Raw genomic sequence first — 25,463 nt, 5'->3', positions numbered from 1 at the left:
CCCCGGTCCCTCCCCTCATCCCCCGAGCTTCGGCTTCGTACCGGCTAACTGCTCGCCGTCGCCTTGGAGTTCGCCTCCTTGACCGTCCCCCGCTGACCCTTCGCCGTCGACTTCCCGTCCGTCGTCGACTTCTCCTTCGTCAGGTCGTAGAAGGTGGATTCGCCGACCGTCACCTTGGTGAAGTGGGACTCGACCCAGGTGGAGACGGCCGAGGAGGTGCCGCGTTCGCCGCCGCCCGTGCGGCCGCCGGGCGTCTCCGTGCCGCCGTCCATGCGGCCGCCTCCCATGCCGCCTCCGGCGAGGAAGTAGTGGATACGGCCGTCCGCCACGTACTGCTGGAACTGGGCGAGGGTCGGGGAGGGGTCGGTGCCGTTGAAGCCGCCGATCGCCATCACGGGCTTACCGGTGGAGAGTTGGTAGCTCGCCGCGTTCTGGGAGCCGATCGCCGCCGCTGCCCAGGTGTACCGGTCGGCGTCCTTCTTCAGCAGTGCGGACGCCTTCGCGCTCACCTGCTGACCGCCGAGCAGGCCGCCCATTCCGCCACCGCCGCCGCGTCCGCCGGGGCGTTCGGCACCGCCGCCCGTACCTCCGCCGGGGAAGCCACCGGGGAAGCCGCCTCGGCCGTTGCCCTGGCCGCCGGGTGCCTGGCCGCCGGGGCCTTGTCCGCCGCCGGGGAAGGCGCCACCGGGGCCCTGTCCGGCGCCGCCGCCCGCACCGTTGCCGCCCGGAGCGTTGCCGCCCTGGCCGTTGCCGCCCTGGCCGCCGCCGGGGAAGTTGCCGCCGGGGCCGCCCGGGCCCCCGGCTCCTCCCCCGGGGCCGCGGCCGCCGCCGAAGCCGGGCATGCCCGCGCCCGCCGGTCCGGCCGTCGGAATCGAGCCGGTGTGCGGGGAGTTGAGGGTCGACAGGGTGTACGCGACCGGGCCCGCCAGGCAGGCCGCGAGGGCCAGGGCGAGGGCGCCGCGGGCCAAGGCGCGGTGCAGCCGCGGCGCGAGGGCCAGCAGGACAGCCGCCGCGAGGCCGCCGAGGAGGACGGCCCAGCGCAGCCAGGGCAGGTGGTCGGGGGTGCGCTTCAGCAGGACATGGGCCCAGACGGCGGTGCCCGCGACGGCGGCGCCGAGCAGCAGCGCGGGCCAGGCCTCGGCGCGGCGCTCCCAGAGGCCGGTCGCGCCCATCGCCACGACGGCGGCGAGGTACGGGGCGAGGGCCACCGTGTAGTACTGGTGGAAGATCCCCGCCATGAAGCTGAAGACCAGGCCGGTGGCGAGCAGGGAGCCGCCCCAGGCGAGGTGGGCCGCGCGCGCCGTGTCGGTGCGCGGCGCCCGGCGGGTGAGGACGAGTCCGGCGATCAGCAGGAGCAGCGCGGCGGGCAGCAGCCAGGCGACCTGGGCGCCGGTGGACTCGTCGAGCATGCGCAGCAGCCCGGTGTCGCCCCAGCGGCCGCCGCCCCCGCCCGGCCCGCCTCCGCCGCCGACGCTGCCGGTCTCGTTGCCGTTGATGCGGCCGAGGCCGTTGTAGCCGAAGGTCAGCTCCAGGAAGGAGTTGTGCTGGGAGCCGCCGATATAAGGCCGCGAACCGGCGGGCCAGAGCTCGACGAGCGCCACCCACCAGCCGCCCGCGAACACCAACACCACTCCGGAGAGCAGGAGTTGACCCAGCCTGCGGCGCAGCGGCACCGGCGCGCAGACCGCGTACACCAGGGCGAGCGGCGGCAGGATCAGGAAGGCCTGGAGGGTCTTGGTGAGGAAGGCGAGGCCGACGGCGGCTCCCGCGAGGAGCAGCCAGGCGGTGCGTCCGGCCTCCAGGGCGCGCAGCACCGCGTACACCGTCACCGTCATCAGGAGGGTGAGCAGCGCGTCCGGGTTGTTGAAGCGGAACATCAGCGCCGCGACCGGGGTGGTGGCGAAGACGGCGACCGCGAGGAGTCCGGCCGCGGCGCTGAACCGGCGCCGCACCGCCGCGTACAGCACGGCCGCCGTGCCCACGCCCATCAGCGCCTCGGGCACCAGGATCGCCCAGGAGTCGAGGCCGAAGAGGCGTACCGAGAGCGCCATCGGCCAGAGCGCGGCCGGGGGCTTGTCCACGGTGATCGCGTTGCCCGCGTCCAGCGAACCGAAGAAGAAGGCCTTCCAGTCCGCGCTGCCCGCCTGGGCCGCCGCCGAGTAGAAGGAGTTGGACCAGCCGGAGGCGCTGAGGTCCCAGAGGTAGCCGACCGCGACCAGGAGCAGCAGCCCGAGGAAGGCGGGCCGCACCCAGCGGGCGTCCTCCGGGCGACCGCGCCACAGCCGCGCGGCGCCCCGGGCGGCGCGGGCCGAGACGGCGGACAGCCGGTCCGGGGGCCGGGCGCCGGGGGCGGCGGGGCGGAGGGTCTCGGTATGGCTGCTCATCGTCCTGCTCATCGTCGTCATCGGGAGCTCTCCCGGTCGTGGGCGGGGGCGGGGACACCGGTAGGGATGTCGTCGTGGGCGGGGGCGGGGACACCGGTGCGGATGTCGTCGTGGGCGTGACCGGTGGGGGGCGGTGGGGTGCGGGCCTCGGTGAAGACCCAGGCGCGGAGCAGCAGGAAGCGCAGCACGGTGGCGGCCAGGTTCGCCGCGATGAGGACCGCGAGTTCGGCGGAGTGCGAGGCGTGGCTGCCCGCCGCGTCGAGGGCGGCGAGCGAGCCGCTGGTGAGCGCGAGCCCGATGCCGAAGACGACGAGCCCCTGCGCCTGGTGCCGTACGGCGCCGGGCCGGCCGCGCACCCCGAAGGTCAGCCGCCGGTTCGCGGCCGTGTTGGCGAGGGCGGAGAGCAGCAGGGCGAGCGCGTTGGCGGCCTGCGGTCCGCACACCGTACGGAAGCCGGAGTACAGGAGCAGATAGAGCAGCGTCGACAGGACACCGACCGTGCAGAAGCCGAGGAGCTGGCGGGCAAGCCCGCGCGGCACCCCGGGCAGCGCGCGGTCGCGCGGATCGTCGCCGAAGGGGCGGGCCAGCCGGTCCAGCGGCAGCGAACCGGCGGCGAGCGCGCGCCCCACCCGCCAGACGCCGCGCAGGTCCTCGACCGCGGTACGCACCAGGTGCACGGTCGAGTCCGGGTCGTCGACCCAGTCCACCGGCACCTCGTGGATCCGCAGCCCGGCGCGCTCGGCGAGGATCAGCAGCTCGGTGTCGAAGAACCAGTTGGTGTCCTCGACCAGCGGCAGCAGCGCCTGCGCCACCTCGTAGCGGATCGCCTTGAATCCGCACTGGGCGTCGGAGAAGCGGGCGGCGAGCGAGCCGCGGAGCACCAAGTTGTAGGCGCGGCTGATCAGTTCGCGGCGGGGGCCGCGCACCACCCGGGAGCCGCGGGAGAGCCGGGTGCCGATCGCCAGGTCCGAGTGGCCGGAGATCAGCGGGGCGACCAGCGGCAGCAGGGCGTTGAGGTCGGTGGACAGATCGACGTCCATGTACGCGAGCACCGGCGCCGTCGAGGCCGACCAGACGGTGCGCAGCGCCCGCCCCCGGCCCTTCTCGTCCAGCCGGACCGCCGTCACCTGCGGCAGACTCAGCGCGAGCCGCTCGGCGATCTCCGGGGTGGCGTCGGTGGAGGCGTTGTCCGCGACGGTGATCCGGAAGGGGTACGGGAAGGTCCGCAGCAGATGGGCGTGGAGGCGCCGGACACAGGGTTCGAGGTCGCGCTCCTCGTTGTGGACGGGGATCGTCACGTCGAGCACCGGGGCGGCCCCCGGGTCGGCGCCCGGGGCGGTGCCGGGAGCGGCCTTCGGGTCGGCATCCCGGCTGGTCGCGGGCGCCGGGGGGATGGCCGGGAGGTGCTGCCGGGCGGGCAGGGCGCCGGGCGGGGCCAGGTACCGGGGCGGGCCCGGCGGGATGTCTGTGCGCATGGCCCCGACACTCGCCGGGGCCGCTGTCACGGCTGTGTGCTGAGGCTGTGGCCGGGCTGTGAGGCGGGGGGCGGGGGTGACTTCGGGGGCGCTTCTTCTTCGGTTGGGGGTGCGGCTTCGTTGTTCGGGGGTGCGGCTTCGTCGTCCGGTTCCGCGTGGGCGCCTTCGTCGTCCGGTTCGGCGTTGTCCGGTTCGGTGTGGGCGTTCGCCGGTTTCGCGTACGGGTCCGGGCCGTCGTACGTGTTTCGGTCCTCGTAGGCTTCCGGGCCGTCGTACGTGTCCGTGTCCTCGTACGCGTCCGTGTCACCGTCCCCGTCCCCGTACGCCTCCGGATCCTCGTACGCCGCCGCCGGGAGCCGCAGGGTGAAGACGGTGCGGCCCGGTCGGGAGGTGACGGTGACCTCGCCGCCGTGGGCGCGGGCCACCGCCCGGACGAGGGCGAGACCGAGGCCGGTGGAACCGGCGGCCCGGGAGCGGGAGGTGTCCCCGCGGACGAAGCGCTCGAAGACCTGGCCGAGCAGCGGGGCGGGGATGCCGGGGCCGTTGTCCTCGACGTCCAGGAGGAGGTGGGGGCCGCCGATCGGACCGCTGATCGGACCGCCGACCGGACCGGCCGCGGGGTCCCTGAGCGAACTGGCGGCTGGGCCAGTGGAGTTGTCCGGCACCCAGGGTTCGACCTCGCCGCCCGTGGAGGTCGCGACGGGTCCGCGGTCCTCGTGGCATGCCCCATGGCGTGCCGCCTTCTCGCCGGGTACGAGGCGCGGTCCGGGTACGGGATCCTCGCGCCGGAGCCGCAGGGTGACCGTGGTGCCCGGTGGGGTGTGGGTGCGGGCGTTGGCGAGGAGGTTGACCAGGACCTGCTGCAACCTGCCCGCGTCGCCGCGGACTTGGACGGGCTGCTCGGTCAACTCCAGTCGCCAGTGGTGCTCCTGGCCCGCGGCCCGGGCGTCGCTGAGCGCGTCCACCGCCAACGGGGCGAGGTCGACGGGCTCGTGGAGCAGGGGGCGGCCGGAGTCGAGGCGGGCGAGCAGCAGCAGATCCGCCACCAGCCCGGTCATCCGCTCGGCCTCGGACTCGATGCGGTGCAGGGCGTGCCGGGTGTCCGGGCCGGTCATCTCGCCGCTGCGGCGGGTGAGTTCGGCGTAGCCGAGGATGGAGGCGAGCGGGGTGCGCAGCTCGTGTCCGGCGTCCGCGACGAACTGGCGTACCCGCGTCTCGCTGCGCTGCCGGGCGTCGAGCGCCTCGTGCACATGGTCCAGCATCCGGTTGAGGGCGGCGCCGACCTGGCCCACCTCGGTCCGGTCGTCGGCGTCCGGCACCCGCTCGTACAGCCTCACCTCGCCGCGGTGCAGGGGGAGTTCGGAGACCCGGGTCGCGGTGGCGGCCACCCGGCGCAGCGGGCGCAGCGCCACCGAGGCGAGGGCGGTCCCGGCGAGGGTGGCCGCGACCAGACCGGCGGCGGTGACGCTCACCTCGACCACCAGCAGGGTGCGCAGTGTGTTGCTGACCTTCTCGGTCGGCACCCCGACGAGGAAGGAGCCGTTGGCGCCGCTGCGGAACTCCACCCGGTAGCCGCCGAGGCCCGGCAGCTCCACGCTGTGCGGCCGGCCGTCCCTGGCCACCGAGCCGAGCGCGGACCGCTGCGCGGCGGTGAGCACGGCGGCCTCGGACCGGGGGCCACGCCAGCGGTCCGGGCTCTCGTCCTGGTTCTGCGCGTTCCCCTGCCCCTGCTCCTGCTGGTTCTGGTCCTGGTCCTGATCTCGTTCCTGACCCTGGTCCGCCGGGCTGCCGGTCTCGGCCTCGGTACTGGAGTCGGTACCGGCCTCGGCCCCGGAGTCGGTCTCCGTGCTGACCAGGGCGCGCCGGATGGTGCCGTTGCCGTCCAACTGGGCGCCTATGGTGCCGAGTTCCTGGGGGCCGAGGGTGACGAAGGCGAGGCGGTCGTCGGGGCGGTGGCGGTCCGGGAGTTCCTTCGGCGGTCCGGCCGCGCGCATCGCGACCTCGCCGAGCGAGCCGTCCAGTTGCTCGTAGAGGTGCGAACGCAGCGCTATCGCGGTGACCGAGCCGATCACCGTGCAGACCACCGCGATGAGCACCACGGCCGAGACGACGAGCCGGGTGCGCAGCGAACGCGGCCCGGTGCGCGGTGCGCGGAGCCAGGTGCGCGGGGCGCGGGTCCTGGTGTGCGAGGCGCGGGGCCGGGCGGTGCTCACTGCCCGGTGGCCGCCTTGATCAGGTACCCGGCGCCGCGCCGGGTGTGGATCATCGGCTCGCGGCCCGCGTCGATCTTCCGCCGCAGATAGGAGATGTACAGCTCCACGACATTGGCCTGGCCGCCGAAGTCGTACGACCAGACGCGGTCGAGGATCTGCGGCTTGCTCAGCACCCGGCGCGGATTGCGCATCAGGAAGCGGAGGAGCTCGAATTCGGTGGCCGTCAGATGGATGGACGTGCCCGCCCGGGTCACCTCGTGGCTGTCCTCGTCGAGGCTGAGGTCGCCGACGACGAGTACCGAGTCGTTGCGGGTGTCGGCGGCGCCCGAGCGCCGGATCAGTCCGCGCAGCCGGGCCACCACCTCCTCCAGGCTGAAGGGCTTGGTGACGTAGTCGTCGCCGCCCGCGGTCAGCCCCGCGATACGGTCCTCGACGGCGTCCTTGGCCGTGAGGAACAGCACCGGGATGTCCGGCAGTTCGCGGCGCAGGCGGCCGAGGATGGACAGCCCGTCCATGTCGGGCAGCATCATGTCGAGCACCACCGCGTCGGGGCGGAAGGCGCGGGCGGTGCGCACCGCCTCGGCACCGTCGGCGGCGTGGCGGATCTTCCAGCCCTCGTAGCGCAGCGCCATCGAGAGCAGCTCGGTGATCGACTGCTCGTCGTCGACCACGAGCACCCGTACCGGACTCCCGTCCGGCCTCAGCAGTTCGGTACGCCCCTGGGGCGAGGTCACGGTCATACCGCATACGATCGGCCGCCGCGGTGAGAGGCCTCTCAGGGAATTCTGTGAATTCCCTGAGAAAGCCCCGGCGGGTGGCCACCGCTCAGAACAGCCCGCCCTGCACCGCCTCCGGGGAACCGGGCAGCGGCCGTACCGGCGCCGTCGCCCGCTCCGCCCCCTCGGCGGCGAGCAGCCGCCAGCCCGCGAGCAGCCTGCTGTCCACCACGAGGAGACGCCCGCCGCCGTCCGCCGCCGTGCCGGGTTCGGCGAGGTGCAGATCGGGACCGGCGGCCGCGAGCAGCCGCCCGGCCACGGTGGCCTCCGGCGCGAGGGAGGTCACCACCCAGGAGGGTCCGGTGGCCGCGCGGGACGAGCCGGTGGCCAGGCCGGGCGGCCCGGGTCCGTCCAGCCCGAACACCCCGCCGTGGTCCACCACTTCGCAGGGCAGCGGCTCCAGGGACTCCGGCCAGCCGGGCAGGGCGCGGGCCCGGGCGTGCAGAGCGGCGATCTCGGCGGCGCGGTCCGCGGGCGGCGGCAGCGCGGCACGTACGGTGCGCTTGGCCGCGTACGGGATGCGGTCGGGTACGCCGAGGGCGGTGCGCAGCAGCTCCTCGGTCCTGCGGGCCGCCATCAGCGGGCCGACGCCGAGCCAGCTGAAGGCGACGGCGCCCTGTTCGAGGAGCCGCGCCGCGCCCCGGGCCGCCCCGGTGATCCCGGTCTTCAGCATCCCGGGGCCGAACCAGGCGAGATAGACCCGGTACGGCCGCGGGTCCTCGGCGAAGGTGTCGGCGGCCACCGAGTGCGCCCGGTCCAGGGCCGCGCACTCGGGGCACTGCGCCCGGGTGGCCGTATCCGGCACCTCCCGCGCCCCGGGGCAGGGCGTGACCCGGCCGCCGCGCCACACCCCGGTGCACCGGCGCTCCCCGACCGCCCGGAAGGCCAGCCGGTCCCCGAGCGTGAGCACGCTCCCGCGCTCCCCGCGCTCCTGCCCGTACCAGCGGAGCACGGGCCGGGCACCCGACCCGGACCCGTCCCCTTCTCCCCGCTCTTCTGCGCCCTGCTCCCTCCGATCCTGCTCCCGTTCCCTCCGGCCCTGCTCCCGTTCTCCCCGCTCCCGTTCCCGTCCTCTCCGGGCCCGTTCTCCCCGCTCCCGCTCTCTGCGGTCCCGCTCTCTGCGGCCGTCCTCGGCCTCCCCCTGCCGTCTCCCCTCCCCCTGCCGTCTCCGGCCCTGCTCGTCCTCCCCTTCCGGGCCCCCGCCCTCCTCGCGCCACCGCATCCCCGTGCACCACCACGCCATGGCCCGACGCTAGCCGGGGGGTCTGACAACGGCCCCGGCAGCGGCGGCGGCAGCAGCAGCGGCAGCAGCAGCAGCGGCAGCAGCGGCAGCGGCAGCGGCAGCGGCAGCGGCAGCGGCAGCGGCAGAGCTCGACGCCGGGCGACACGGCCCGGTTCGAGGCAGTGGGAGCGGCGGACGGGTGCCGGGTGGCGGTAACAAGGGGAGTGCCCACGTGTCACCCGTGAACCCTCACCAGGGAGCCCCCATGATCCAGCCGCGTCCCTCGGACCCCCACCCCTCCGGCCCCTACTCCGCGGGCCTCGGCAGCCCCTTCGCCGGCGGCCGGGTGGCGACCCGCCTGCCCGCCGTGGACCTCGACCGCGCCCGCCGCTTCTACGCGGAGAAGCTCGGCCTCGAACCGGTCGACGAACGCCCCGGCGGCCTCCTCTACCGCACCCCCGGCGGCGACTTCGCCCTCTTCCAGTCCACCGGCTCCTCGCCCGGCACCTTCACCCAGTGCGGCTGGGAGGTCCCGGACCTGGACGCCCTGGTACGCGAACTCCGCTCCCGCGGCGTGGAGTTCGAGGAGGTCGACGTCCCCGGCCTGCGCACCGTCGACGGCATCGCCGAGGTCGAGGGCAACTACCCCAGCAAGCACTCCCACGGCGAACGCGCCGCCTGGTTCCGCGACAGCGAGGGGAATCTGCTGGGGGTGGGGGAGCCGGTGGCTTGAGGCGGGGGAGGCGGGCAGTCGCAGGGCGGCGGGACTGGCCGGTCGGGTCCCCTGAAGCTGGTCGGCTGCGGGTGGTCACCCGCCGAGGGGATCACCCGTCGAGGAGTCATCCCGCCCGTACTGCCCGGCCAGGATCACCCTGCCCGTGGCCACCCCGGCCCCGGCGACCACCGCCACCGCCGAGGCCCGCTCCGCACTCACCGCACCCGCGAACACCAGCACGCAGAGCACACCGGCACAAAGCGAAGCCCCGGCTCGATGAACTCCACCAGCCGAGGCTTCCCCGCGTCCGGGGCGGTCAGCTCTGCTCGTCGTCCTCGGGCTCTCCGCCAACGATGGCCGGGTCGGGCTCAGCAGGGGCCGTACTGATCCGCAGGCACCCGTCCGTGCCGAACAGCTCGATCAACTGCGACAGATGGGCCCGGGCAGTGCTGCGGCCAGGGGTCTCTCCCGAGGTCACCCGCGCCCCTCCAGATCCGCCCACACGATTTTGCCCCAGCGCCGTTCGTCGGTGCCCCAGTCAGCGGCCAGCATCGCCACCAGGAACAGGCCGCGCCCGCACTCTGCGCCGTCCTCGGGGGCGCGCAGCACCGGCCGCACTCGGGACAGGTCCGCGACGGCCACCCGGACCGTGCGCTCGGCGGGGCGCTCCACCACCACGCGGATGTACTCCCGCCGGGCGTGCTGCACGGCGTTCGCCACTAATTCGGAGACGACTACGACCCCGTCCTCGGCCACGTCGTCCAGCCCCCAGACGCCACAGGCGGTGCGCAGCAGGCGCCGGGCGGTGGCTGCGCTCTCGGGCCGCCTCGGCAGGGTCTCGCTGTAGCCGGGGTGCCCGGTCCGGCGAGCCCGAGTCGTAGGTTGCGGCATGTCGGTCTGCTCTTTCAGATCGGCCAAGCCCCGGGGCCGTTCGCGCGGTCGCCGGGGCACTGTCCGTTCATGTAAGCGACATGCCAGGGACGCTGACAGGGGCGCAGCGTCCCACTTTCCGCACGCTATTCACCGACCCCCAGGAACTCCGCCAACGGCCGTAGTCCCGGAGGGTGGTTGGGGAGCGCCCACAAGTCCCGCACGATGGCGACGGCCAATGTGTGGTGCTGCATCCATGTCGGTGCCACCCGGCGCAGCGACTCCAGTGCCTTCACCGCTCCGGCGGCATCCCCGATGTCCGTGTGGGCGCGGGCCACGTCCAGCAGGAGCCAGGTTCGCCAGGACGGCGGGGTGTCCTTGCTCAACCGCATCCCCTTGGCCAGCGCCAGGGCGTCGTGCGGATGCCCGTACTGGACTGCGAGCCGGACGCGTTCGATGCGGACCGAGGACGGGCTGAAGACGCTCACCATGCGGTTGTCGCTGCCCTCCGGCAGCTTGGACACCCGGGCCGCTTCCTTCTCCGCTCCCGCCATCAGCTCCGCTGCGCGCTCGTAGTCGCCGCTCCGCGCGGCGGAGGTGGCGGCGCTCATGGTGAGGGCGCCCCACACCTTCAGCCCGTCGGCCGTGTCCGTGTGCCCGCCGCCCTCAGTGGCCTCAGCTGCTCGAAGGGCGATCCCCAGGGCGTCTTCCAGGCGGCCCTGCCGCTGGTACGTCCAGGCGACAGAGTTCACGATCATGGGGGCCAACAGTGGATCTTCGGACTGCTCTGCTGCGCTTATGGCGCGTTCCAGGCTCGTGAGGGCAAGGTCCGTCTTGCCCATGCGCACGGCGACATGTCCGGCGAGCTGAAGTGCCTTGCCCAGGGCCGCGAAACCAGCTCTGCGGTCGTCATCGCCTCCCGACACCGTGGCGGATCGCGCTTCCGTGATCAGGCCGGGGAGGCTCTTCATCACGGTGTCGAACTCGGCAGCGTGGTACTGCGACCACCCCTCCGCGATCTGCTCGCGGAGGCGGTCCAGGGAGAAGTCCCGACCGGTGGGCTCAGGCTGCGGTCCCCACAGCGCGGGCATGATGGCCCGGCGTACGGCGACGAAGCGGGGTCCGTCGCTCTCCCCACTCGCCGTGACCGCCGGGGGGTCGCCCAGAAGCGTGGTCAGCTCCACGCCCAGGCCGTTGGCCAGCGCATGCAGCGTGGGAAGCCGCGCCGAATGCTTCCTCTGCTGTTCGAGCTGACGGATCACATCAACGGACACACCCGAGCGCTCGGCCAGCTCTTCTTGTGTCAGGGCGGCCAGACGGCGCAAGCGGCGCAGGGTCTTCCCCAGGTCTTCGTTTGCCACGCCGCCACGGTACGCCGCCGCTCTGCTGTGCTTCTTCGGCAGTACGGAGGAGACGCACCAGGCTCGGGCCCCTCCTCTACCCCGCTTCTTGGAAGCGGGTACGAGAAACGCGGTGAACTGCCGACCTGGGCATGATCGTTGGATACGTGCGTAAGAAGACACGAGAGAGGCCCCGCACCGCATAAGCGGTAACAGGGCCTCCGATCTGTGCACTCGGCAGGATTCGAACCTGCAACCTTCTGATCCGTAGTCAGATGCTCTATCCGTTAAGCTACGAGTGCTTGTTCTGTTGTGCTTCGCTTGCTCTTCCGGTGGGCTTTTCGGCCCGGTCGGCGTTGCGGGAACAACATTACATGACCTGGGCCGTCAGGCGAAATCCGTTTCCCGCACCCCTGCTGAGCTGGGCGAACGCCCTTCCGAGCGCTACTTCACCCCACCTCGCCGAGGGCCCCCCGGCAACCCTCCCCGGGGCGGCACCCGGAGGAGCAGCGGGAGCAGCGGGAGCAGCGGGAGCAGCGGGAGCAGCGGGAGCAGCGGGAGCAGCGGGAGCAGCGGGAGCAGCGGGAGCAGCGGGAGCAGCGGGAGCAGCGGGAGCAGCGGGAGCAGCGGGAGCAGCGGGAGCAGCGGGAGCAGCGGGAGCAGCGGGAGCAGCGGGAGCAGCGGGAGCAGCGGGAGCAGCGGGAGGAAACGATCGAAGCCCCGGTCGGAGATGACCAGGGCTTCGGATCTTGCGGCGGAGGCGGAGGGATTTGAACCCTCGATGGGGTTTAAGCCCCAAACCGCATTAGCAGTGCGGCGCCATAGACCGGACTAGGCGACGCCTCCAGCACACCCGCGTGAAGCGGGTGCGTGCAGATGATGACACAGCACCCGGTGCTGCCACCAATCGCATCCCACGGTACTGGATCACCGGGGGCGCAGTCCCCCGTTTATCCGACCGTGACCGCCCTCGTGACCGCCACCACGACCGCGACCGCCACCCCGGCGCCCGCCGCCCGGCCACCCCGCCCGCCGCGCCCGCCGCAGCCACCGCCCACCACCGCCATGCCCGACCACCACCGCCATGCCCACCCCCCTTCCGTACCCGAACCCGAACCCGAACCCGTACCCGAGCCCCGACCCGTGCCCGAGCCCGTGCCCCACCCACCCCCACCCCGCAACCCGGAAGCGCCGATCAGGGCAAAGCGGGCGGGCGGGCGCAACGTCCGGGGCGCCGGGGCGTTAGACGCGGCAGGGAAGCGTGCGGCGGTGCGCCTCCGGTGTCCCGTGGGACGCGCCTCCCGAGCGGCCTGTGCCGTGCCCGGCGGTGTCCCGTGACCGCGCCGCGGGGTCCGGCAGGCCGCGTACCCGTACGTACCGCACCGGTACGTACCTGCACCCGTACGTCCCTCGCACCCGTGGAGCCGTCATGCTGCGCCGTCTCGCCCTCTCCGCCTCCGTCTCGCTGCTCGCCCTGGCCGCCGCGCCCGCGGCCACCGCGCAGGCCGATCCGCTGCTTCCGCTGCCGCGGCTGATCGCCGCCCCGGACCGCCTGCACGTCACCGTCACGGGGGCGGACGGCGAACTCGACGGCGACTACACGCTGCACTGCAATCCGGCGGGCGGTACGCATCCCAACGCCGAGGGGGCCTGCGACAAGCTGGCGTCGATGGAGCTGGAGCGCGGGGTGAGCCCCTTCGAGGACACCCGCAAGGAGAGGGCGCAGCAGCGGGCCGGGAAGGCGCCGATGTGCACGATGCAGTACGGCGGTCCGGCGAAGGCGCACATCAAGGGGGTCTGGCACAGCAAGCGGGTGGACGTCACCTACGACCGCGGCAACGGCTGCTCCATCTCCCGGTGGAACGAGATGGTGCCGGTGATTCCGGCCATCGGACGGAGCTGACCCGGCCGGCCCGGACGGCGGTGTGCGGGGGCGCACCGCCGTCACAGGGGCTCCGCCTGAGGTCACAGCTTCTCCGTGCCTTCTGCAAGTCTTCTGCATGCGACCTGCCTCTCACCCCCGTCGCGAGCGCAACGCATGCCCGTAGACTCCCTCCCGTGACACGCGAGGGGTCTGCGGGCAAGATGGCCCCTGCGGGTCGGCAAGGTGCGGTAACAGGGAGGAAGCTTCGTCGTGAGCAGCAGGCCATCCCGAGGCGCTGCTCGCCTCGCTGCGATACTTGACGCGCTGCCGGACGCGCTGGTGCTGGTGAACGCCAACGGCACCGTCGTCAACGCCAACAGCGTCGCCCTGGAGACCTTCGAGACCCCCGGCACCGCCCTCGTCGGCCGCGGACTGCTCGATCTGCTGCCCTCCTTCGACTCCCGGCTGATCCCCGGTTCCATGCGCAGGCCGGACAGCGTGGACCCCGCGGGGCGCACCAAGCCGAACCGGATGACCGCGCGCAGGACCGACGGCAGCGAGTTCCCGGTCGAGGTCACGAGCGCGAATCTGGAGAACGGCCAGCAGGCCTACGACGGTTACGCCTACTCCGGCGACGAACTGCTGATGGTCGTGGTGCGCGACCTCACCGGCACCGTGGACACCGAGGCCGAACTGGCGCGTTCGCAACGGCAGACGGAGATGATCCTGCGGGCCGCCGCCGAGGGCGTGGTCGGCACCGACACCGACGGCCGGGTGGTCCTGGTCAACCCGGCCGTGGCGCAGATCCTCGGCTACCGGGCCAGCGACCTCGGCGGCCAGTTGCTGCATCCGCTGGTGCTGCACTCCCGGCCCGAGGGCGAGCCCTTCCCGTACGAGGAGTCCCCGCTCGCGGACACGCTTCGCTCGGGGCGCAAGCACCGGGTGCGCGGGCAGGTGATGTGGTCCAAGAGCGGCGAGCGGGTGCCGGTCGACCTGACCACCGCGCCGGTGCGCGACGGGGACCAACTGGTCGGCGCGGTCCTGACGTTCACCGACCGGCGGCCCTACGACAAGCTGGCCGCGAGCCGGGCCGCCGAGTCCGCGGAGCACGAGGCCGCCGTGGCGGCGCTGCGCGAGGAGCACGCGGCGGAGCTCGCCGCGCTGCGCGAGGAGCAGACCGCGGAGCTGGCCCGCCTGACCGAGCTGCACGGCGAGGAGCTGGCCGGGGAGAAGGACCGGTACGCGGCGCTCGCCGAGCGCGAACAGGACCGCTACGAGGCGCTCGACGGGCGGCACGAGCAGCTGCTGTCGATGCTCGGCGGCTCGCTGCGCGGCCCGCTGGACGAGCTGCGCCGGGAGCTGTCGACGCTCGCCGCCGACGACGCGGGGCAGTTGTGGCCCGAGGCCAACCAGGTGCTGCACCACCTGGCCGCCGGTTACGCCCGGATCACCACCCTGGTCGACAACGTCCTCGGCTACCAGCGCCTGGAGACCGGCGAGGACACCCTCGACCGGCGGCACGTGATGCTGGACGCCGTGGTGAGCGCCGGGGTCGAGGGCGCCGTCGAGCTGATCGGTCCCGGCCGGGCGCAGTTCGCGGTGCACGCGCCCCCGATCGAGGCGGAGGTGGACCCGGAGCGGCTCGCCACCGCCCTCGCCCACCTGGTCGCCAATGTCGCGGGCGTCGACGCCACCGGCAACGCCCCCGTCACCGCGGGCGGTTACATGGACTCCACGATCGTCGTCGCCGCCGCCCAGCGGGGCGAGGTGGTACGGATCGAGGTGCGCGGCCCCTACGCGGGCGGCGACCCGGTGCACGAGCCGATCGTGCGCGGCGTGGTGCGGGCGCACGGCGGCGTCCTGCAGACCCACGAGGTGCCGGGCACCAGCGGCAACGCCTACGTACTCGAAGTGCCGATCGGCGGCGGCGCGGGCGCGGTCGCCGTGCCCGCGGCGGAGTCCGCCGGGGCCCGGCCGGTGCCCGTCGAGGACCCCGCCACCACCGGCGGCGGCCGCAGGCGCGCCCGCCGCTCCTCGGTGGACGCCTTCCTCGACACCGGTACGGACGGCGGCGGTACGGAGAGTTCCGGTACGGACGGCTCGGGGGCCCCGGCTCCGGGTACCGACGGCGCCGGGGGCACCGGACGGCGGCGGCGCCGGGCGGCCGAGGCCGGGCAGCCGCAGGAGCAGGCGCCCGCGCGGGAGACGCCCGCGGGCGGCACCGGGCGCAGGCGCGGCAGGCCGAGCGCCGCCGAGGGCGCCGTGATGGCCGCCGGGGAGTCCGCGCCCGGGCAGCAGCGCGGGGAGACCGTGCCGCCGGGGGGTGTGCCGGTGCCCGCGCAGGGCAGGCCGGTGCAGCCGGGGGGCCTGCCGGGGCCGACCGGGCGCCGTGCACGACGCGAGGGCGGGGCGCGCGCGCTTCCGGCCGCGCTCCCCCAGGGGTCCGAGGGGGCTCCGGGCCCGCCCGAGTCCTCCGGTCCGCCGCAGCTTCCGGGCGCTCCCGCGCTGCCGCAGGGCCCGGGGAACGCACCGGGCAACTCCCCCGCACTGCACGGGGGTTCACCGCAGGCCGCCTTCGCCCGGCCCGGCACCACCGCACCCGGGTACCCGCAGCAGGGGCAGGGCGCGGCGGGCGGGCAGCAGCCCACCGGCCGGCGCCGTCGGGCGCTCGCCGCCGCCCAGGAGCGCGCCGCCGCCCAGGAGGCCGCCGGGGGGCGGGTGTTCGCCCTGCCGCCCGCGGAGGCCGACCGCACACCGGACGAGGAGTACGGCCCCGAGCCCGCCCGCGGTCCGGTGCCCGGCCACGGCGACGCCGGTCAGCACACCATGCTGTTCACCGACGGACCCGACGAGCACACCCCGGCGCAGGCCCACCCCGTCCCCGCCCCCACCGGACGGCGCCGCGCCCGCCCGGCGGCCGGTCAGGACACCCCGCAAGGAGCACCGCAGGGCACCAGCGGACCCGGCGGCGACCGGACCCCCGCCGACCCACCCCCCGGTGGCGTCCAGGACCCGGGCGGTCCGGGCCCCCAGGTCGCGGGCCGACCGCGCCGCCCCGGCTCCGGCGCCCGGGACCCCCGCCTCGCCGCCCCCGCCCCGAGCGGACACCCGGCCCCCGCCCCGGGCGCACCCCCGCCCCCCCGGCACCGAGCACCCCCACGGAAACGCGGCCCCGCACACCCCCGCACCCCCGGCGAATCCGCAGCCGACGCACGACCACGGGATGCACGGCCGCGGAACAGACGGCCGCGGAACAGACGGCCGGGGAGCAGACGGCCGGGGAACAGACGGCCGCGGGACGCACGGACGGGGTACGAACGGACCGGGGACGCAGGACGGGTCGTACGGACGCGGGCCCCAAGGCGGAACGCACGGGCAAGGAACAGCCGGGCAGGGAACAGCCGGACAGGGAGCCCCCGGAGCCGCCGCCGGACCGCACCAGGGGCAGGCCGCCGCGCAGGCTCCCGGCGCCGCACCGGCCGAGGGCGCCGGGCAGGGTGCCGCCGGGCAGCCCGGTGCCGGACCGGTCCCCGCCGGGGGCACCCGCGGTCGCGGTGTGCCCGCGCAGGGGGCGCCCGGTACGCCGCCGCACGGCACGCCCAGCGGGGCCACCTCGCACACCTCGGGGGGCGCGCGCCCGCCCGCGCAGCCGCTGCCCGCGGAGGCCGGGGCGCCGGATCCCGACTCCACGCAGGGGCGGGCGATCAGCGTGCGCACCCTCGGCCAGGGGGTGCCCTTCGGGCGCCGGATCGCCGAGCAGCAGCGGTCGGGGAATCTGCCCCAGCCGCGCAGCGGCGGCCGCTCGGCGCAGGCACTGCCGCCGACCGCGCCGGGGCCGGGCGGTGCCCCGCAGCAGCCGGGCGAGAGCGCCGGGCAGGTTCCCGGCGGGCGGCGCCGCAAGCTCGGTACGCCCGCCGAACGCACCGACTCCGGTGACACCGGGGGCGGGCGCCGCCATCCGCTCGCCGCGCCGCAGCCGCGCGGGGCCTCCTCGGAGGGCGGCGGCCGTTCGTACGCGATCGGGGCGCCCGATGTGAACGCCGACGAGGGGCCCGAGCCGCTGGACGGACCCGGCGGTGCCGTGGAGATCGCCGAACGCCCGCGCCGCCAGCACCTCGACGACGAGCTGCCCCCGGAGCCGCTGGACAACCCGCGGCGGCTGCTGGTGTGGCCCGCCCCCGACATGGGCACCCAGCAGGCGCTCAGCGACTGCGGCTACCGCCCCGTCACCGTGCACTCCCGCGAGGAGGTCGACGCGCAGATCGCGGCGTTCCCGGCCGCGCTCTTCGTCGACCCGCTCACCGGCCCGATCACCCGGACCGCCCTGCAGTCGCTGCGCCAGGCCGCCGTCGCCGCGGAGGTGCCGGTCCTGGTGACCGCGGGGCTCGGCCAGGCCACCCGCGAGGCGGCCTACGGTGCCGACCCCGCCGTACTCCTGAAGGCGCTCGCCCCGCGGGACAGCGAGCAGCACCCGCCGCGGGTGCTCCTCATCGAGCGGCACGAGGAGATCGCGCTCGCCCTCACCGCCACCCTGGAGCGCCGGGGCATGCAGGTCGCGCGGGCCGCCAGCGACCAGGACGCCGTGCGGCTGGCCGCCGGGACCCGGCCCAATCTGGTGGTCATGGACCTGATGCGGGTCCGGCGCGAGCAGAGCGGCATCGTGGACTGGCTGCGCGCCAACGGCCAGCTGAACCGCACCCCGCTCGTCGTCTACACCGCCGCCGTGGAACACCAGGACCTGCCCCGCCTCGCCGCCGGTGAGACGGTCCTCTTCCTCGCCGAACGCTCCACCAGCCCCGAGGTCCAGAGCCGGATCGTGGATCTGCTCGCGCGGATCGGCAGCCAGTGAGCGGGTGCGGGCACCGGTAGGTGCGGGCACCGGTAGGACCGGCGGTCGGTGAACGGTCCGGCAGCGGGTCCCAGCGAGCCGGAGCGCGGGGGCCGCCTAGGGTGCGCCGGTGCCGGACGCCATCCGGTCGAGGGCCTCCTGGGTGGGGCTGCCGGGCAGGGCGGTCCAGATCACGAGATGCCGGCCGGGTGTGGTGGAGCCGGTGAGGGTGTCCCAGTCCAGGACGAGGGTGCCTGCCCCGGGGTGGCGGCACCTCCTTCCGCCGCGGCTGGTACGTCACCGACTCCGGCGCCGCCGCCGTACCGGCCCTGAAGGCCCTCGCCGAGCAGTGGACCGCCGAGACCGCGCGGGGCGCGGAGCCCGCCTTCCTGCCGGATGTCCACCGAGCTGCACGGCCGCGCCCGGAGCCCCAAGCGGCTCCAGGTCGTCGAGGGCGGCACGCACATGGACTTCTACGACGTCCCGAAGTACGTGGACCGCGCGATCGCCGAGGCCGTGCCGTCCTTCCGCGAGAAGCTGACCGGGGACGCCGACGGGAGCTGAGCCGGACGGAGTTGGGCTCAGCCGAGCGGAATCCGGTTGAGCCGGGCGACAAGGGCGGCAGCGCGCCGCGAAGGCGTCACGGGGGCGGCGAGAGCCGGGCGCTGAGGGCCGCGCCCGAGGCGGCGAAGAACTGGCGGCAGGTCGGGCATGAAGTCGCTTCCGTCGCGCGGGAGTTGGGGGAACTCCCCCGGATCCACCGGGAGCGGGACGGGTGCGGGCCATGCACGGCGTATGGCGGTCGTATGGAGTCGCCCATGGCAGTCGGTCGTATGAGATCGCCCATGGCGGTCGCATGAGATCGCCCCCGTGCGCGGCCTCCGCCCAAGGGGGGGACGGCGCACGGGGGCGACCTCAAGTAGCTGACGGGCGGTGGCGGTTGATGTCCCCGGCCGCCCGGCGGGGGGGCAGGCGCGGCTCGGCTCCCCGCCGTTCGCCCGCTCTCAGAGCTGGGTGATGTCCAACTCCCCCTCCGCGTACTGCTTGCGGAGGACCTTCTTGTCGAACTTGCCGACGCTGGTCTTCGGGACCGCCGGGACGATGGTCCAGCGCTCCGGGAGCTGCCACTTGGCGATCCGGGTGGCGAGGAACTCGCGCAGCACGGTGAAGTCGGCCGTCGAGCCCTCCTTGAGGACCACGGTGGCCAGCGGGCGCTCGCCCCACTTCTCGTCCGGCACCGCGACGACCGCGGCCTCGGCGACCTCCGGGTGCGCCATCAGGGCGTTCTCCAGCTCCACCGAGGAGATCCACTCGCCGCCGGACTTGATGACGTCCTTGGCGCGGTCGGTGAGGTGGAGGAAGCCGTCGGGGGTGATGGTGCCGACGTCGCCGGTCTTGAGCCAGCCGTCGGCGCTGAACTTGTCGTCCGGCTTGAAGGGTTCACCCGCGGCGCCGCCGTAGTAGGAGCCCGCGATCCACGGTCCGCGCACCTCCAGCTCGCCCGCGGACTCGCCGTCCCAGGGCAGCCGCTCCCCGGCGGGCCCGCTCAGCCGCGCCTCGACCGAGGCGGGGAAGCGGCCCTGGCTGATCCGGTACTCCCACTCCTCCTCGGCGCTGAGCCCGCCCGGCGGGTGGGCGACGCAGCCGAGCGGCGAGGTCTCGGTCATGCCCCAGGCGTGCACCACCCGGACGCCGTGGCGCTCCTCGAAGCCGCGCATCAGGGCGGGCGGGCAGGCCGAGCCGCCGATGATGACGGTGGACAGCGAGCTCACATCGCGCTTGTCGGCGTCGAGTTCGCCGAGCAGCCCCTGCCAGATGGTGGGCACCGCGGCGCCGATGGTCGGCCGGATCAGGGCGATCATCTCGGCGAGCGGAGCGGGCTGCAGGAAGCGGTCGGGCATCAGCAGCGAGGTGCCCGCCATGAAGGCGGCGTGCGCCAGACCCCAGGCGTTGACGTGGAACATCGGCACCACCGGCAGCGCGATGTCCCGGGAGGTCAGCGCGAAGGACTCGGCGTTGTTGACCTGCATGGAGTGCAGATAGAGCGAACGGTGGCTGTACACCACGCCCTTGGGGTCCCCGGTGGTGCCGGAGGTGTAGCACAGGGCGGCGGCCTGGCGTTCGTCGACCTCCGGCCAGTCGTAGCTCTCGGCGCGTCCGGCGAGCAGCTCCTCGTAGTCGTGGACGCGGACGGCGGCGCCCTCCAGGACGGAGCGGTCACCGGGCCCGGCCACCACCAGGTGCTCGACGGTGGGGAGTTGGGGCAGGAGCGGGGCGAGCAGCGGGAGCAGGGTGCCGTTGACCAGGACGACCCGGTCGGCGGCGTGCGCCACGATCCAGGTCAACTGCTCGGCGGGCAGCCGCAGGTTGAGGGTGTGCAGCACGGCGCCCATGGAGGGGACCGCGAGGTAGGCCTCCAGATGCTCGGCGTTGTTCCACATCAGGGTGGCGACCCGCTCGTCGCCGACCACGCCCAGCTCGTCCCGCAGCGCGTGCGCCAGCTGCGCGGCCCGGGTGCCGACCTCGGCGTACGTACGCCGATGCGGATCGCCCTCGCCGGTCCAGGTGAGCACCTCGGCCTTGCCGTGCACCGTCGAACCGTGCGCGAGGATGCGGCTTACCGTCAGCGGAACGTCCTGCATCGTGCTGTACACCGGTTGCCTCCCGGGGGCGAAGGGGTATCGCGAGGATTCTCGTGCGGTGGTAGACGGTGTGTCACTACCCCTGGGTATGTTCCTGCTCTCGTCACCCTGGGTCACGGCGCCTCGCGCGTCCGGCGATCGTCCCACGCCGGGCCGCGCGCGCCCACCCACGCTGCGTCACTTCTCGGCGGCGCGAGAGCGGAGACCGAGTTCCGCCAGGGACGCCATCGTCCCGAGGATCCTCGCCATCTCCTCCTCGCCGGGGCGCGAGCCGTCGCCGCGGAACATCAGGCCGAGCACCCCGTCCCACATCCGCCAGAGCACGGTGGCCACCACCGGGGGGGCGAGGTCCGGGCGGGCGAGTCCGGCGTCGACGCACTCCGGGACGAGGGCGGCCGGCTTGCCGTTCTGCTCCCTGACCAGCGCGTCGACCCGCTCGGGCGCCGGGGCGTCCGGCGGCGGGAAGGCGGGCAGCCGGTACTGGTGGGGCTTCTCCTGGGCGAAGCGCACACAGGCGGCGGCGCCGGGCCCTGGGCGCCGAGGACCCCGAGTACGTCAACCGGCTCACCGCCCGGTCCGCCTTCGACGTGCTGCGGTACGCGCCCGGCCGCCGCACCGAGGCGATCCGCTGCCCCGTCCACGTCGCCCTCTGCGACCCCGACACCGTGGCCCCGAACCGCACCGCCGGGCGCCAGGCCGCACGCGCGCCCCGGGCCGAGGTGCACACGTATCCGGTCGGCCACTTCGCCGTCTACTACGGCGAACCCTTCGAGCGCGCCGTCGCCGCCTACCTCGACTTCCTGCGCCGCCACGTCCCAGTCCCGGAGTGACCCGGCAGCCGAAGGCCACGAACGCCGCCGTCCCCCGACTCACCGACTCACCAGGACGAAGAAGTGAAGGCCGAAGAAGTGGAGTACGAAGAAGTGGAGCACGGGGAGCTCCCGGAGAAGCAGAAGAAGCAGGGGGCCGAAAAGGCGAGCGGCCCTACACGTCCTCGCGCAGCTGCGGGTCCTCGCGGAGCTTGCCGAGGGCGCGGGAGACGGCCGACTTGACGGTGCCCACCGAGACGCCGAGCACCTCGGCGGTCTGCACCTCGCTCAGGTCCTCGTAGTAGCGCAGGACGACCATCGCGCGCTGGCGGTCCGGGAGTTTCATGATCGCGCCCCACATGGCGTCCCGGAGCACCTGCTGTTCGGCCGGGTCCTCAAGGGGGGCGTTCTCGGGCTCCGGCAGCTCCTCGCAGACGAACTCGTCGACCTTGCGCTTGCGCCACTGCGAGGTACGCGTGTTGACCAGGGCGCGGCGTACGTACCCGTCCAGCGCCCGGTGGTCCTCGATGCGCTCCCAGGCGACGTACGTCTTGGTCAGCGCGGTCTGCAGCAGGTCCTCCGCGTCGTTGACATTGGAGGTCAGCGAGCGCGCCGTGCGCAGCAGCACCGGCCCGCGCTCCTTCACGTAGGAGGCGAAGGAGGCGTAGGTGAGGTGCTGCCCGTGCGAGGCGCCGCGGGACGGGCTCTTCAGCTCGGGGGCCGTGCGCTGCGGGGCCGGTGCCTGGGCGGCCGTGGCGAGGCGGGCGCGGGGCGCCGCGCCGTCCGCGGGGCCGCCGCCGGACGCGGAGTCGCCGCGGGTGGCCGCCGCCGGGCGGGCCGGGCGCGGGACCCGCTGGGCGGGCACGCGGTGCGCCGCGGCCTTGGGTCGGATACCGGCCTTCGCCGCGGCCGGCCGGGGCCCGGTCCCCAGGGGCGCAGGGCGCGCTGCGCTGGCCGAGGGCGCGGTCGCCGGGGCCTCGGGTAGGCGGGTGCAATGCCCAGGAACGGTCATGGCTCCACGCTAGAAGTGCCCCCTACGCACGGGGATCGGCCGGAGGTGCCGAAGCGGTGTCCCCCTCAGGTTGTACGGGCGGCGAACGGCTCACCTCCTGTGGGTGGAGGGACCCCCGCACCCCCTTGGGGGTTGGCCCCGAGACGGACTCGGGGCGGCACACCGCACGGGCGCGGATCCCCTCCGCCGCCTTCCCTCCCGGCCTTCCCTGACGGCCTTCCCGCACGGGCGGCGCGACCTGCCCCCGGACACACCTACCGGTACGCGACCACCCGTACGCGACCTGCCTCCGCACACCCCTGTACCGGGCGGGACGACCACGAGAACCCGGACACCCATGACCCCGGACACACCTGTGCGGCGGCGCCGAAGCACCGCCGCACAGGTCGTCACCCCTCGGGCCGCGACCCCCGGGCCCCCCGGACCCCTCCCGGCAGCCCGCGCGGGAGGAGGCCCAGCCCCCGGAGGGCCGCGGCTCACCAGAGCGGGGTGAAGACGATGCCCAGATGGCGCTGGTCGACGAAGGTGGGCGCGGAGCCGTTGATGTTCACCGCGTTGTTCTCGTTGCGGGCGCTGTCCCCCACGGCCTGCTGCTGACCGGTCGCGGAGATCCCCGGCCCCGCGCCCCGGGCACCGGCGCCGACGGTGGCCACGCCCGCGTTGGCCCGGTCGCCCGAGAGCGCCCCGGTGTCGGCCGCCGCGGCACCCGAGAAGAGCGCCACCGCCAGCGGCAGGGCCGCCGCGGCGGCGAGAACACGGGCGGTACGGATGCTTGCCATGTCTGTTCCTCCAGGTAGGGACGGGTCCGATCGCGTGGGCCGCCGTACAGGCGGTCCTGCCCGGCGATCTGAACTACCGCTGTTTCCGGGGCGGTTGGCCCGCCGCCCCGGAGTGGTCACGACGTCGCGAGAGCAGAGTTGCCCAGCCGGAACCGCCCTGACGACTCCCACCGCCGCGATTCGCCCCCAGGCGTGAGGACTTGTCGATAAACCCGCAAGGCGGCGTAAATCCCCTGGAGAGGGACACCCCACCTTCAACTCCCCAGCCCTCCAAGGCCCCTGCGCCCCACCCGGAGACCCCCGACCGCCGAGACGGCACCCTCCCCCGCCCCCCGCCCGGAACCCACTTCCCTTTTTCGAACGTACGTACGAACATGGAGCCATGGCCACCACCGCCCGGCATGCCGTGCCCCCCGTCGCCCTGGCCCTCGCCCACGCCCTGTCCGCCGCCGAACGCGGACTGGCCGTCATCCCCCTGTCCCGCACCAAACTCCCCGCGCTGCCCTCCCCCCACCGGGACGAGGCCGGGCCCGCCCCCTGCCACGGCGAGTGCGGGCGCCCCGGCCACGGCGTGCACGACGCCACCACGGATCCCGCGCGCGTCCGCGAACTCTTCGCCGCCGCCCCCTGGGCCACCGGCTACGGCATCGCCTGCGGACTGCCCCCGCACCACCTGATCGGCATCGACCTCGACACCAAGTCCGGTACGGACTCCTCGGCCGCGCTGCGCGAACTCGCCCTGCGGCACCTGTTCACCATCCCGGACACGGTCGTGGTGGTGACGCCGAGCGAGGGCCGCCATGTCTGGCTGAGCGGCCCCGCGGACGTCGTGGTGCCCAACTCGGCGGGACGGCTCGCCCCCGGTATCGACGTCCGTGGCGCCGGCGGCTACCTGGTCGGCCCCGGCTCCCGTACCGACCACGGCGAGTACCGCACCATCCCCGGCACCGCCCTGCTGCCGCCCGCGCCCTGCCCGCCCGCGCTGCTCCGCCTGCTGCTGCCCCCGGCCCGCCCGGAACACCCGGCGGGCGGCACCACCCCGCCCGGCGCCGGACAGGGGCTCGTGCAGTTCGTCCTCGCCGCGCACGAGGGCCAGCGCAACACCCGCCTCTTCTGGGCCGCCTGCCGCGCCTACGAGAACGGCCTCGGCGAAACCCTCAGCCACGCCCTCATCAAGGCCGCCCTCACCACCGGCCTCACCGAACGCGAGGCCCGCGCGACCTTGACCTCGGCCTCACGGTTGGTGCGGGGGGCCTCGGTGAGGGGTGGGGGATGGGGGGATGGGGGCGGGTCGGGTGTCGGGTGAGGGGGATCGGCGGTCCCAGGGATCAGTGATCGTCCCTGGGATCAGTGGTCCCCGAATCGGTGGACTCGGCGCCGTCTGAGCCTGGTTGGGCGCCGAGACCCGGTTCGGCGGCCGGGGGCGGTGGCAGGACCGCCAGGGCCGACTCGTGGTCGAGGCCGGTGGCCTCCAGGAGGTCGACGGTGAGCGAGCGGGTCTGCGCGAAGACGACATGGGCAGAGTGGCCGCTCGGCGCGGCGGACTGGCTCAGGTCGAGGAGCACGGCGGTCTCCCGCAGCTTCCCGGCGGACCGTACGGGCTCCTGTCCGTCCGCGAGTTCCCGGCCCAACAGGACGGCGGCACCGGCGAGTTCGTCGAGCACGGTGAGGACGGGTTCCGGTACCGGCTCGCCCGCGTGGATGGCGGCGACCGTACGGCGCAGCAGTACGCGGGCGTTGCGCAGCGCGTGGTCGAGGGGGACCGCGGCGGTGGAGTAGCGGCCGAGGCGGCGCCTGCGGCGGCGGCGCAGGGGCGAGAAGGCGGCGATCTCGGTGGCGGCGGCCAGCGCCGCGCGGAAGTCGTCGATCGTCTGCTGGGTACTGCGGGCCCGGGACAGCGACCGCTCGGCCAGCTCCGCGTCCCGCCGGGTGTGCGCCTCGGCGGCGCCGGAGAGCGCCGCGGCCAGCTCGGCGAAGATCCGCTGGCCGTGGGAGCGGGTGATGCCGGGCGGATCACCGGGCAGCAGCACGACCGTGGCGAGGCCGACGAGCCCGCCGATGAAGGCGTCCAGCATCCGGTTGACGCCGCCGTGGCCGCCGGGCGGCAGCAGGGTGGCCACCAGCACGGCGGAGGAACCGGCCTGGAGGGTGATCAGCGCCCCGCCGTCGAGAAAGACGGAGACGGTCATCGCCAGCGCCACGACCAGGGCGATCTGCCAGGCGCCGGTGCCGATGGCCGAGACGAGCAGATCCCCGACCCCGATCCCGACGCTCACCCCCACCACCAGCTCGGCGACCCGCCGCAGCCGCCGCCCGAGACCGACCCCGATGCACAGCACCACGGCGATCGGCGCGAAGAACGCCTGCTTGTGGTGGAAGACATCGGTCGCGATCACCCAGGCAAGCCCCGCCGCCACCGCACTCTGCACGATCGGCAACGCCATGCTCCGCAGCCGCCGCACCCGCGACAGCACCATCTCCCGCCCCAGCTCCCGACTCCGCTGCACGGTCGCCCCACTGACACCGGCGAACCG

Annotated in this window: 21 protein-coding genes and 2 tRNA genes; 7 read left to right on the top strand and 16 right to left on the bottom strand. The window is 74.6% G+C overall.

The genetic code is table 11. From position 1 onward, the window contains the following. Window positions 1-44: 44 nt before the first annotated feature. From MID12_RS16600 to MID12_RS16580, 5 genes are all read right to left on the bottom strand, one after another. Entirely contained in the window at window positions 45-2,384 is a 2,340-nt protein-coding gene (locus MID12_RS16600) for an ArnT family glycosyltransferase (protein ID WP_263168194.1), read from the bottom strand. Between the two features lie 17 nt (window positions 2,385-2,401). After that, window positions 2,402-3,859 (bottom strand): glycosyltransferase, encoded by a 1,458-nt coding sequence (locus tag MID12_RS16595; protein ID WP_263168192.1) that lies wholly within the window; start codon window positions 3,857-3,859, stop codon window positions 2,402-2,404. Between the two features lie 26 nt (window positions 3,860-3,885). Continuing rightward, the gene (locus MID12_RS16590; protein ID WP_411577069.1) at window positions 3,886-5,853 is read right to left on the bottom strand and encodes a sensor histidine kinase; all 1,968 of its coding nucleotides are present in this window, start codon (window positions 5,851-5,853) and stop codon (window positions 3,886-3,888) included. A gap of 215 nt (window positions 5,854-6,068) precedes the next feature. Then, on the bottom strand, window positions 6,069-6,812 hold the full coding sequence (locus MID12_RS16585; protein ID WP_040251576.1) for a response regulator transcription factor: 744 nt from the start codon (window positions 6,810-6,812) through the stop codon (window positions 6,069-6,071). A gap of 85 nt (window positions 6,813-6,897) precedes the next feature. Next, window positions 6,898-7,800, bottom strand: coding sequence for a DUF2797 domain-containing protein (locus MID12_RS16580; protein WP_263168188.1), 903 nt, complete (start codon window positions 7,798-7,800; stop codon window positions 6,898-6,900). A gap of 535 nt (window positions 7,801-8,335) precedes the next feature. Between MID12_RS16580 and MID12_RS16575 the strand changes: the two genes are divergently transcribed. Beyond that, window positions 8,336-8,803 carry a VOC family protein gene (locus MID12_RS16575; RefSeq protein ID WP_263168186.1) on the top strand — a complete coding sequence of 156 codons (468 nt, stop codon included), beginning with the start codon at window positions 8,336-8,338 and terminating at the stop codon, window positions 8,801-8,803. A 75-nt stretch (window positions 8,804-8,878) separates the two neighbouring features. Here MID12_RS16575 and MID12_RS16570 read toward each other — a convergent pair whose 3' ends face one another. The 5 genes from MID12_RS16570 to MID12_RS16550 form a co-directional block, all read right to left on the bottom strand. Then, window positions 8,879-9,025 carry a hypothetical protein gene (locus MID12_RS16570; protein ID WP_263168184.1) on the bottom strand — a complete coding sequence of 49 codons (147 nt, stop codon included), beginning with the start codon at window positions 9,023-9,025 and terminating at the stop codon, window positions 8,879-8,881. Between the two features lie 234 nt (window positions 9,026-9,259). Next, window positions 9,260-9,676, bottom strand: a complete 417-nt coding sequence (locus MID12_RS16565; protein ID WP_040251571.1) for an ATP-binding protein — start codon at window positions 9,674-9,676, stop codon at window positions 9,260-9,262. Window positions 9,677-9,801: 125 nt separating this feature from the next. Next, on the bottom strand, window positions 9,802-11,016 hold the full coding sequence (locus MID12_RS16560) for a helix-turn-helix domain-containing protein (protein WP_040251568.1): 1,215 nt from the start codon (window positions 11,014-11,016) through the stop codon (window positions 9,802-9,804). 208 nt (window positions 11,017-11,224) lie between these two features. Continuing rightward, window positions 11,225-11,297: transfer RNA gene (locus tag MID12_RS16555), tRNA-Arg, on the bottom strand. A gap of 453 nt (window positions 11,298-11,750) precedes the next feature. Further along, window positions 11,751-11,841 (bottom strand) — tRNA-Ser (locus MID12_RS16550). Window positions 11,842-12,424: 583 nt separating this feature from the next. On the opposite strand from MID12_RS16550, the gene MID12_RS16545 reads away from it, so the two are divergent. The 3 genes from MID12_RS16545 to MID12_RS16535 all read left to right on the top strand — a co-directional run bounded on the left by MID12_RS16545 (window position 12,425) and on the right by MID12_RS16535 (window position 17,708). After that, window positions 12,425-12,898, top strand: a complete 474-nt coding sequence (locus MID12_RS16545) for a subtilase-type protease inhibitor (protein WP_263168180.1) — start codon at window positions 12,425-12,427, stop codon at window positions 12,896-12,898. Window positions 12,899-13,129: 231 nt separating this feature from the next. Next, window positions 13,130-16,795, top strand: a complete 3,666-nt coding sequence (locus MID12_RS16540) for a PAS domain-containing protein (RefSeq protein ID WP_263168178.1) — start codon at window positions 13,130-13,132, stop codon at window positions 16,793-16,795. Window positions 16,796-16,892: 97 nt separating this feature from the next. Further along, a complete protein-coding gene (locus MID12_RS16535; RefSeq protein ID WP_263168176.1) occupies window positions 16,893-17,708 on the top strand; it encodes a response regulator in 816 nt (271 codons plus the stop codon). Between the two features lie 96 nt (window positions 17,709-17,804). Here the strand turns inward: MID12_RS16535 and MID12_RS16530 are convergent, their stop codons facing one another. Further along, window positions 17,805-17,930, bottom strand: a complete 126-nt coding sequence (locus MID12_RS16530; protein WP_411577068.1) for a hypothetical protein — start codon at window positions 17,928-17,930, stop codon at window positions 17,805-17,807. Window positions 17,931-18,083: 153 nt separating this feature from the next. Between MID12_RS16530 and MID12_RS16525 the strand changes: the two genes are divergently transcribed. Further along, complete coding sequence (locus tag MID12_RS16525; protein WP_263168174.1) at window positions 18,084-18,251, top strand: hypothetical protein; 168 nt, start codon at window positions 18,084-18,086, stop codon at window positions 18,249-18,251. A gap of 440 nt (window positions 18,252-18,691) precedes the next feature. On the opposite strand, the gene MID12_RS16520 is transcribed toward MID12_RS16525, so the two are convergent. Further along, window positions 18,692-20,341, bottom strand: a complete 1,650-nt coding sequence (locus MID12_RS16520) for a long-chain fatty acid--CoA ligase (protein ID WP_263168172.1) — start codon at window positions 20,339-20,341, stop codon at window positions 18,692-18,694. Window positions 20,342-20,506: 165 nt separating this feature from the next. After that, complete coding sequence (locus tag MID12_RS16515) at window positions 20,507-20,839, bottom strand: hypothetical protein (protein WP_263168170.1); 333 nt, start codon at window positions 20,837-20,839, stop codon at window positions 20,507-20,509. Window positions 20,840-20,916: 77 nt separating this feature from the next. Here MID12_RS16515 and MID12_RS16510 point away from each other — a divergent pair, with 77 nt between their 5' ends. Beyond that, window positions 20,917-21,159, top strand: coding sequence for an alpha/beta fold hydrolase (locus MID12_RS16510; RefSeq protein WP_263168168.1), 243 nt, complete (start codon window positions 20,917-20,919; stop codon window positions 21,157-21,159). A gap of 154 nt (window positions 21,160-21,313) precedes the next feature. On the opposite strand, the gene MID12_RS16505 is transcribed toward MID12_RS16510, so the two are convergent. Continuing rightward, the gene (locus MID12_RS16505) at window positions 21,314-21,850 is read right to left on the bottom strand and encodes a SigE family RNA polymerase sigma factor (protein WP_040257421.1); all 537 of its coding nucleotides are present in this window, start codon (window positions 21,848-21,850) and stop codon (window positions 21,314-21,316) included. A 776-nt stretch (window positions 21,851-22,626) separates the two neighbouring features. Then, a complete protein-coding gene (locus MID12_RS16500) occupies window positions 22,627-22,929 on the bottom strand; it encodes a hypothetical protein (protein WP_040251517.1) in 303 nt (100 codons plus the stop codon). 382 nt (window positions 22,930-23,311) lie between these two features. On the opposite strand from MID12_RS16500, the gene MID12_RS16495 reads away from it, so the two are divergent. Beyond that, a complete protein-coding gene (locus MID12_RS16495; RefSeq protein ID WP_263168166.1) occupies window positions 23,312-24,235 on the top strand; it encodes a bifunctional DNA primase/polymerase in 924 nt (307 codons plus the stop codon). Window positions 24,236-24,257: 22 nt separating this feature from the next. Here the strand turns inward: MID12_RS16495 and MID12_RS16490 are convergent, their stop codons facing one another. Continuing rightward, window positions 24,258-25,373 carry an FUSC family protein gene (locus tag MID12_RS16490; RefSeq protein WP_263168164.1) on the bottom strand — a complete coding sequence of 372 codons (1,116 nt, stop codon included), beginning with the start codon at window positions 25,371-25,373 and terminating at the stop codon, window positions 24,258-24,260. Window positions 25,374-25,463 lie beyond the last annotated feature (90 nt).

It is taken from the genome of Streptomyces sp. SCSIO ZS0520 (assembly GCF_025643355.1).
Lineage (GTDB): Bacteria > Actinomycetota > Actinomycetes > Streptomycetales > Streptomycetaceae > Streptomyces > Streptomyces physcomitrii.
The sequence above is the reverse complement of the archived record's forward strand: the minus strand, read 5'-3'. Positions and strand labels throughout refer to the sequence as shown.